This is a genomic window from Oleiphilus sp. HI0061, assembly GCF_001635675.1.
In genome coordinates this window covers 1-8,683 of the sequence record NZ_LWFE01001068.1, presented here as the reverse complement: position 1 = coordinate 8,683, position 8,683 = coordinate 1, and the positions used below count along the sequence as shown (strand labels likewise).

Sequence of the window (8,683 nt, the reverse complement as noted above, 5' to 3'; positions counted from 1 at the left end):
CCAGCGTTCAATCTGAGCCATGATCAAACTCTTCAGTTCAATCTAGTCGAAGCAAAAGCTTCATATACTTGCTCAAGTTACTTACTGTTCAAATAAATTGTACAGGTCGTTGACTTGATAATTTCTTAAGCAACATCCTCTCTAACAAGTTAGATCAGAGTGCTTTATCGTGAAATCATCTCAGCCAGCGCCCACACGAATTGCTTGGTTAATTTTTTAAAGAGCTTGCTTGAGATCCCTCAAGCGAGGCGAGTATTCTACAGCGTCTCATTTGCTTGTCAACGATTTTTTTTAATTTGTTTTCGAAGAAATTTAAATTCAAAACCGAAAACCAAAACCTTTAACAAGCGAAGATAAATTACTGATTTTAATCACTTAATTTATCCTCTATCTCCTTCAAACTTCGCCGCTTTCGAAGCGGTTCGTCTTAAGGAGGTGCGCATTATATAGAGCTGATTCTTTAGGTCAACACCTTTATCAAACTTTTTTATAAATTAATACGCCAAAGACAGCAACCACTGCTGCACCCATTTTTAACCCCCTCTTTATAACCCTTCTTTATACTAATACGACATCAACCCACCTTCTAACCACCGATATATAGCCTCCATTTACCACCAAGCCATCCAAAACCGACCAACATCACACAAACTCAACCTACACCCCCCCTCTCAAAATATAAACATTAATAACATTCACATTTATATGCAACGTTTTTTTAGGCTTTTTCTATGATAAAACCTAACAACTGTACGCTCATGACTTTACAATTTTTTAGTTTGCAAACAACAACTTAAATAAGCACTTATTTCTTTAAAGAGACAAGCCTAGCTAGCGCTACATCTAACAGGCATATTCATGAGACAGAGTTCAAAGTTCTTTCATAATTTTACAATTTTGCGCTAACAAGCCCCTCAATATTCATTTCTATAAAGTCGCTTCATAAAAGCCAGACCGTGCAACAAGCTAACACCGATCGTTTATTACTTAATGTCTTTGAACATAAAGAGCCATGGATAATCAGATGCCAATAAGAAAACTGAGTATTACCTCCCTATCATTTATTGTTCTTCTCTACGCTCAGTTTTTATCTGCTGCGCCCGGCGATGCAGGTAATATCCTAACAACACTGACTATTAATAATGTAAGCGGTGATGGTCGAACACCTACATCCCCTCAAGGCATTACCATGCATGATGGCTATCTTAGGGTAGTCGATTTTGGCACCGATAGAATATACCGGGTATATCCTGAAGATATATATGATGACATGGGCACAAGTGACGTAGGTGACGACGTACTATTGTTCTCTGCAGGCGACAGTGATTTAAACCTTCCTCTTGCAGACACCGATAACCCACCAATAAATAGCGATGGCAACCCCATCCCTACTTGTGGCGCAACGCCTGCAGGCCAATACTGTGGCGGCGGCGGTCTCACTTTTGCTGAAAACTATTTATGAAATGCCAGCCCTATAACTGACGACATCATAAAAGTAGACCCGGTAGATGGTGATAACCTCGAATCGGAGAATGCACTCGCGTCACTGGCATTCCCATCACCCACCGACATGACATACGACGGTCATAGCTTTTGGGTCGTAGACTGGCAAACTAACACTATCAATAAAGTACGCCCTGAAGATGGTGCGCTTCTTTTGTCTTTACCAGGCCCCTCCTCTTTACCTTCATACCAATCTAACCCCTCAGTCACTAATGCTCGCCCTTTTGGTATTACCTGGGACGGTAGAGACTTATGGGTAGCTGACCAAGAAGAACTCAAGGTTTACCGCATTGACCCAAGCGACGGTAGCGTTGTTGACTTCTTTGACACACCAGGAGCTGACCCTAAAGGATTAAGTTGGAACGGCGAATATCTTTGGCACACAGACCAAACCACCGCTACGATTTACGCTATCGAAACAGGGGTTATCCCGTTTGGCATTACCGGCTGCTTTGAAAAGAACGGTGTAGCAGTCAATGCTGATATATTACTTAGCCAAACAGCTTTATCTGACCAATCAACTAGCACTGATATTGATGACTGCTTCCAGTTCACTGACTTCACCGCTGGCACACCAATCCAACTAAAAGCCAGTGAAGCTGGCGTTGATGAAAAACCTATCATTACTCTTGCCGAAACATCAGCGGGCTCAACTGACGTCACACTTATTGTTGGCGACGAATATTCCGAGCCCGGCTACTCCGCTTATGATACAGAAGACTTGGATTTGACATCTGAGGTCGTTACTAGGCCGAACGTTATCGATACTCCCACTATTATCGATACATCCGTACCAAACCCTACGGGAATACTAGTTGAATATGATGTCGTTGATAGCGCAGGTAACAACGCTGATACGGTATCTAGAATGGTCTACGTTCTAGAAGAGGATATCATCGCTCCCGTTATTACTCTTACTGGCGACGATCCGACATACGTTGAACAACTGACCAGCTATATAGAACCCGGCGCAACAGCAATCGATAATCGTGATGGAGATATCAGCGCAAACATTACTATTTCCGGAACCGTTGATGCAAACACTGCTGGAACTTACACCCTGTCCTACGACGTTTCGGATGCCGTTGGAAACATCGCAACGACTGTCACTCGTAATGTAATCGTCCAAGACACAACTATCCCTAGCATTACACTAAGCGGAGCTTCGAGTATCACTCTGGAAAAAGGCGACACTTATATAGAAGAAGGAGCCACAGCCACCGATAATGTTGATGGTGATATTACGGCTAATATCATTATCTCAGGAAGCGTCACGAACGATACGGTTGGAAGCTATGTCCTAAACTACGACGTGTCAGACTCATCAGGCAATGCAGCAGTAGTCGTTTCTCGCACAATTAATGTTGTCGATACCACTGCACCGATTATTACGCTAATAGGCGCCAGCCCGTATAATCAAGAATTAAACACCCGGTTCACCGACCCTGGCGCTACTGCATCAGATGTTCCAGGCGAAGACTTAAGCAGCTCCATTGTCGTCAGCGGTTCTGTTGATTCAAGCATTGCTGGTACTTACACACTTTCTTATGACCTAAGCGATGCAGCAGGAAATATAGCGACAACAATATCTCGCGACGTAATCGTTGCCGATACCGGCGCGCCAACGATCACCCTTCTTGGAAGCAACCCTCTTGATCACGAGCTTGGAAATGCCTACACCGATCCAGGCGCTACTGCATCAGATGCAATCGACGGAGACTTAAGCAGCAGCATTGCCGTAGCTGGAGATACCGTCAACCCGAACCTAACAGGCACATGCAATGTCACATACGATGTTTCGGACTCAGTTGGCAACGCTGCACCTACCGAAATAAGAACAGTAAACGTAAACGACACAACACCTCCAACTCTCATTTTGTCTGGCGACTCAACAGTTCTGCATGAATTACGAACCCCCTATACAGATGCTGGCGCAAGCGCAAATGACAATACCGATGGAGACATCACTACGAGTATTGTAGTCGGCGGAGATACAGTAGATAGTGATACCGCCGGTGTATATATCATCACTTATAACGTAAGTGATGCCGCGGGCAATGCAGGCGCACCAATCAGCAGAGTTGTTGACGTTGCTGACCGCACAGCACCGGTAATAAGCTTACTTAGCGCAAACCCTTTGGATCATGAAGTAGGCACCATATTCGTTGACCCTGGTGCAACAGCATCCGATATTATAGACGGCGATGTTAGTGCCGATATTGGCGTATCTGGCTCGGTTGACCCAAACACAATTGGCACTTATACACTTTCCTATAATGTCAGCGACTCGGCAGGAAACGCTGCAACGACGGTAGTTCGTACAATTAATGTTGTCGATACCGGAGTGCCGGCCATCACGCTACTTGGCGACAACCCCATTTTACACGAGCTGCAAACTACCTCTACCGACCCTGGTGCCACTGCAATAGATGCCGCAGACGGAGACCTTTCATCTAGTATTGTCATCACAGGCTCAGTCGACTCAAATACCGCTGGAACTTATACACTCAGTTATGATGTGACGGATTCACAAAGCAATGCTGCGACAACCGTAACACGAGACATTATCGTTGCAGACCGAAGCGCTCCACTCATCACTATTACCGGTAGTACTACAGTTAATCATGAGCAAGGCACTTTATATACAGACGCTGGCGCAACTGCTAGTGATGTAATTGACGGTGATATCAGTGCAAACATCGTCACAAGCGGTACTGTTGACGTTAATACTGCCGGTACGTATAGCATCAATTACAATGTAAGTGACGCTACTGGAAACGCGGCAACACAACTCACCAGAACCGTTATTGTCAGTGACACAACTATTCCGGTAATCACCCTTAACTCAACGAACCCGCTGGATCACGAAGTCGGCACAATCTTCGTCGACCCAGGCGCAACAGCCAGTGACAACACTGACGGAGATATCAGTACAGCAATTGGCGTTACCGGAACTGTTGATGCCAATACGCAAGGTGCATACACCCTTACCTATAATGTTTCTGACTCATCTGGTAACGCAGCAGCAACCGTAGTTCGAACTGCAAACGTCGTGGATACTGGAGTACCCTCTATTGCACTTATTGGTGACAATCCAGTGCTACACGAACTACAGACGCCATACACAGATGCTGGTGCGACCGCTTCAGATGCAGCAGACGGCGACCTAAGCGCTTCAATCACAGTGACTGGGTCAGTCGATCCGGATATCGCCGGAACTTACACACTTAGCTATGATGCAAATGATTCCCAAAGTAATGCTGCAACAACGGTAACCAGAGATGTAATCGTTGCTGATAGAACAGCTCCAGTAATAACGATTACTGGAGGCAGCACCGTTAACGCTGAACAAGGAACGGTTTATAGCGATGCCGGAGCGACCGCAACAGACATCATAGATGGCGATATTAGCGTAAATATCATTACCACTGGCGCAGTTGATACAAATACCGCTGGTAACTACACCATTCACTATAATGTTAGCGATGCCGCTGGAAACCCCGCTATTCAGGCGAGTAGAACTGTAATCGTAAGCGATACAACAGCCCCACTTATCACCCTTGCTGGAGCCAACCCCTTAGATCACGAAGTAGGAACAATCTTCGTCGATCCTGGCGCTAGCGCTAGCGATAATATTGATGGAGATATCAGTCTAAGTATTGGCGTCACAGGAACAGTCGATGCCAATACACAAGGCACGTATACGCTTACCTACAATGTATCCGATTCATCAGGAAATGCTGCAGCAACCACTACACGAACAGTGAATGTTGTGGATACTGGCGCACCAACCATAACACTAAATGGCGACAACCCTACCCTGCATGAACTACAAACCACCTACACAGATGCTGGCGCTACCGCTACGGATGCTGTAGATGGTAACTTAAGTGCATCCATCATCGTTAGTGGGACAGTCGATGCGAATATCGCGGGTACCTACACCCTGTCTTACAACGTTACCGACCTACAAAGCAATGCTGCACCCACGGTTACCAGAGACGTAATCGTTGCCGATAGAACCGGCCCCGTGATTACTCTACTTGGCAGCGCTACAGTTAATGTAGAGCAAGGCGCGACATACACGGATGCGGGTGCTACGGCATCAGATGCCATTGATGGTGACTTAAGCTCCAACATTGTGCTTGGTGGTGCAGTTAATACCAGCGTAAGTGGAAGCTATACCCTTACTTACAACGTTAGTGACGCCTCAGGCAACGCTTCGACGCAAGTCTCGCGAACTGTTATTGTTAGTGACATGACTGCGCCGGTAATCAGCTTAGTCGGCACAGACCCGCTCAATCATGAAGTAGGCACCATATTCCTCGATCCAGGCGCTATCGCCTCAGATAATATTGATGGTGATATTTCAGCAAATATTGGAGTTACAGGCTCAGTAGATGCCAACACTGTCGGCGCTTATATCTTGTCATATAACGCTTCTGATGCAGCAGGCAATGCCGCAACCACGGTTAATAGAACTGTAAACGTTGCCAATACTGGCGCACCAACCATCACCATGTCTGGTGCCAACCCACTTAATCATGAGCTAAATACAATTTACACCGACCAGGGTGCGACTGCATCAGACGTAGTCGATGATGACGCTACGCTTAGCGCAGCAATTGTCACCATTAACAACGTGAATGAAAATGTCGCAGGCACATACACGGTCACTTACGATGTGACAGACTCTGGTGGAAACCCTGCCGCACAACAAGTCCGAACAGTTAATGTCGGCGACTTTACTGCACCAATGATAACTCTAATTGGCAACACAACCGTAAATATTGAACTTGGCTCAAGCTATACCGATGCAGGCTCAAGTGCGACAGATAATATTGATGGCGACCTGAGCTCCAGTATTATTTCAAGCGGAACAGTCAACCCTCTTGCGACTGGAACATATGTAATTAGCTATGACGTAAGTGATGCAGCTGGGAACAATGCCGTACAGCTTACGCGAACAGTAATCGTCACCGATACTACCGCACCGGTTATCACATTACTTGGCTCGGCAAGCATCAACCATGAACAAGGAACTGCTTATAGCGACCGTGGCGCCAGTGCTACAGACAATACTGACGGTGATATCACCGCCAGCATCACTGTATCCGGTTTTGTCGATGCAAATGCCGCTGGCACATACACTCTCAATTACAACGTTAGCGACAGCGCAGGAAATAACGCAACAACACTAACACGTACTATTACAGTTGTTGATACAACGCTACCGGTATTGACCTTAAGCGGAAGTACTCCAACTAATCATGAGCAAGGAACAAGCTATACCGATGCAGGCGCATCCGCCAGTGATACCGTTGACGGAGACTTAACTGCAAATATCCTTGTCACGGGCTCCGTTGATGCAAATACTGCCGGCTCCTATATTCTTACTTATAATGTTAGCGATACAGCCGGTAACGCAGCCACATCAATTACAAGAACCGTTATCGTGGCCGACACGACAGCCCCTGCTATTACCATTATCGGCAGTTCAGCCGTCAACCATGAACAAGGCAGCACCTATACAGATGCAGGCGCTACTGCCTCCGACCTTATCGATGGCGATATGAGCGCTAGTATTGTTGTCACGGGCAGTGTAGATGTTAATGTTGAAGGCTCGTATATCATCAGTTATGACGTAACAGATGCAGCAGGAAACCCCGCGACCACCGCAACAAGAACTGTAAATGTTGGCGATACAATTGCACCAACAATAGCCTTACTTGGAAATGCAATTGAAAATCATGAACAAGGAACAAGCTATACCGATGCAGGAGCGAGCGCTAACGATAATTTTGACGGGGATATTTCTGCAAACATCGTTGTTAGCGGAACTGTCGATGTAAATGCGCCAGACACCTACATACTCAGCTATGATGTCAATGATGCCGCTGGTAATGCCGCTGCTACAGTTAATAGAAGCGTTGTTATCGCCGATACAACAGTTCCAGTCATTACAATCAACGGTAATTCTAACGAAACCGTTGAACAAGCTACCAGCTATACCGACGCAGGCGCGACGGCAAGCGACAATGTCGATGGCAACCTAAGCAGCAACATCATCGTATCCGGCGATACGGTTGATATTAATACAGCTGGGATTTACACCACTCGCTATGATGTCAGTGACACTGCGGGCAATAATGCTGTACAAGTAACACGAACCGTCACAGTCGAAGACAGTACTGCACCACTGATTACCCTACTGGGCTCCAGCCCGCTTAATCATGTTCAGCTCACACCTTATACCGATGCCGGTGCAACAGCCTCTGACAGTGCTGATGGCGACATTACTGCCAGTATCACGCGAACAGGCGATGTAGATACCAATATAATTGGCACTTACCTAATTTCTTATGACGTAAGTGATGCTGCGGGTAACGCTGCAACAACAGTCTCACGCACAGTGAATGTAACAGACGGCATCGCACCAACAATCACTCTTCTGGGCAACACGATTGTCAATCATGAACAGAGCACCTCTTACACAGATGCAGGCGCAACAGCTGACGATAACCTTGACGGTGATGTCACCACCAATATCGTACTTAGTGGAGCTGTTGATGTTAATACTCCCGGAACCTACGTGCTCAGCTATGACGTCAATGATGCCGCGGGGAATGCTGCAACGACCGTTACTAGAACAGTCATCATTGCCGATACAACTATTCCAGTCATTACGCTAACAGGCAATGCAGCTGAAACAGTTGAACAAGGAACGAGCTATACCGACGCTGGTGCAACAGCCAACGACAACGTGGATGGCAACCTAACTTCCAGCATCGTCATAAGCGGTGATACCATCGATGCAAATATTGCAGGCATATACACGATAAGATACGACGTCAGTGATACTGCCGGTAATGCTGCTCTAAAGCTTAGTCGCACAATCACTGTTCAGGATACAACGATTCCAGTGATTACACTTACTGGCTCCGACCCGACCAACCACGTTCAAGGTACTGCTTATAATGATGCCGGCGAAACGCCTCTAGACAGCGCTGATGGAGACATTTACGGCAACATAGCAAGGACAGGCTCTTTCGATATCAACACGATTGGAAGTTATGTATTAAGTTACAATGTTAGTGACGCTGCCGGTAATGCCGCGGCTACAGTTACTCGAACAGTAAACGTAACGGACGGCATCGCTCCTGTAATCACCCTTGTAGGT

The 8,683-nt window shown here is 46.3% G+C and carries 2 protein-coding genes; both read left to right on the top strand.

Going from position 1 to position 8,683, the window contains the following annotated elements; genetic code table 11:
* Window positions 1-1,024: 1,024 nt before the first annotated feature.
* Window positions 1,025-1,462, top strand: coding sequence for a hypothetical protein (locus tag A3735_RS14820; protein WP_156490428.1), 438 nt, complete (start codon window positions 1,025-1,027; stop codon window positions 1,460-1,462).
* A 108-nt stretch (window positions 1,463-1,570) separates the two neighbouring features.
* Window positions 1,571-8,683, top strand: a 7,113-nt coding sequence (locus A3735_RS29730; protein ID WP_068638207.1) for an immunoglobulin-like domain-containing protein, incomplete at its 3' end; no start/stop codon positions are given.

What these genes read in the sequence shown, in the direction of transcription:
- A3735_RS14820 (WP_156490428.1), top strand. Translation starts at nt 1,025, where the DNA reads ATGCCAATAAGAAAACTGAGTATTACCTCCCTATCATTTATTGTTCTT.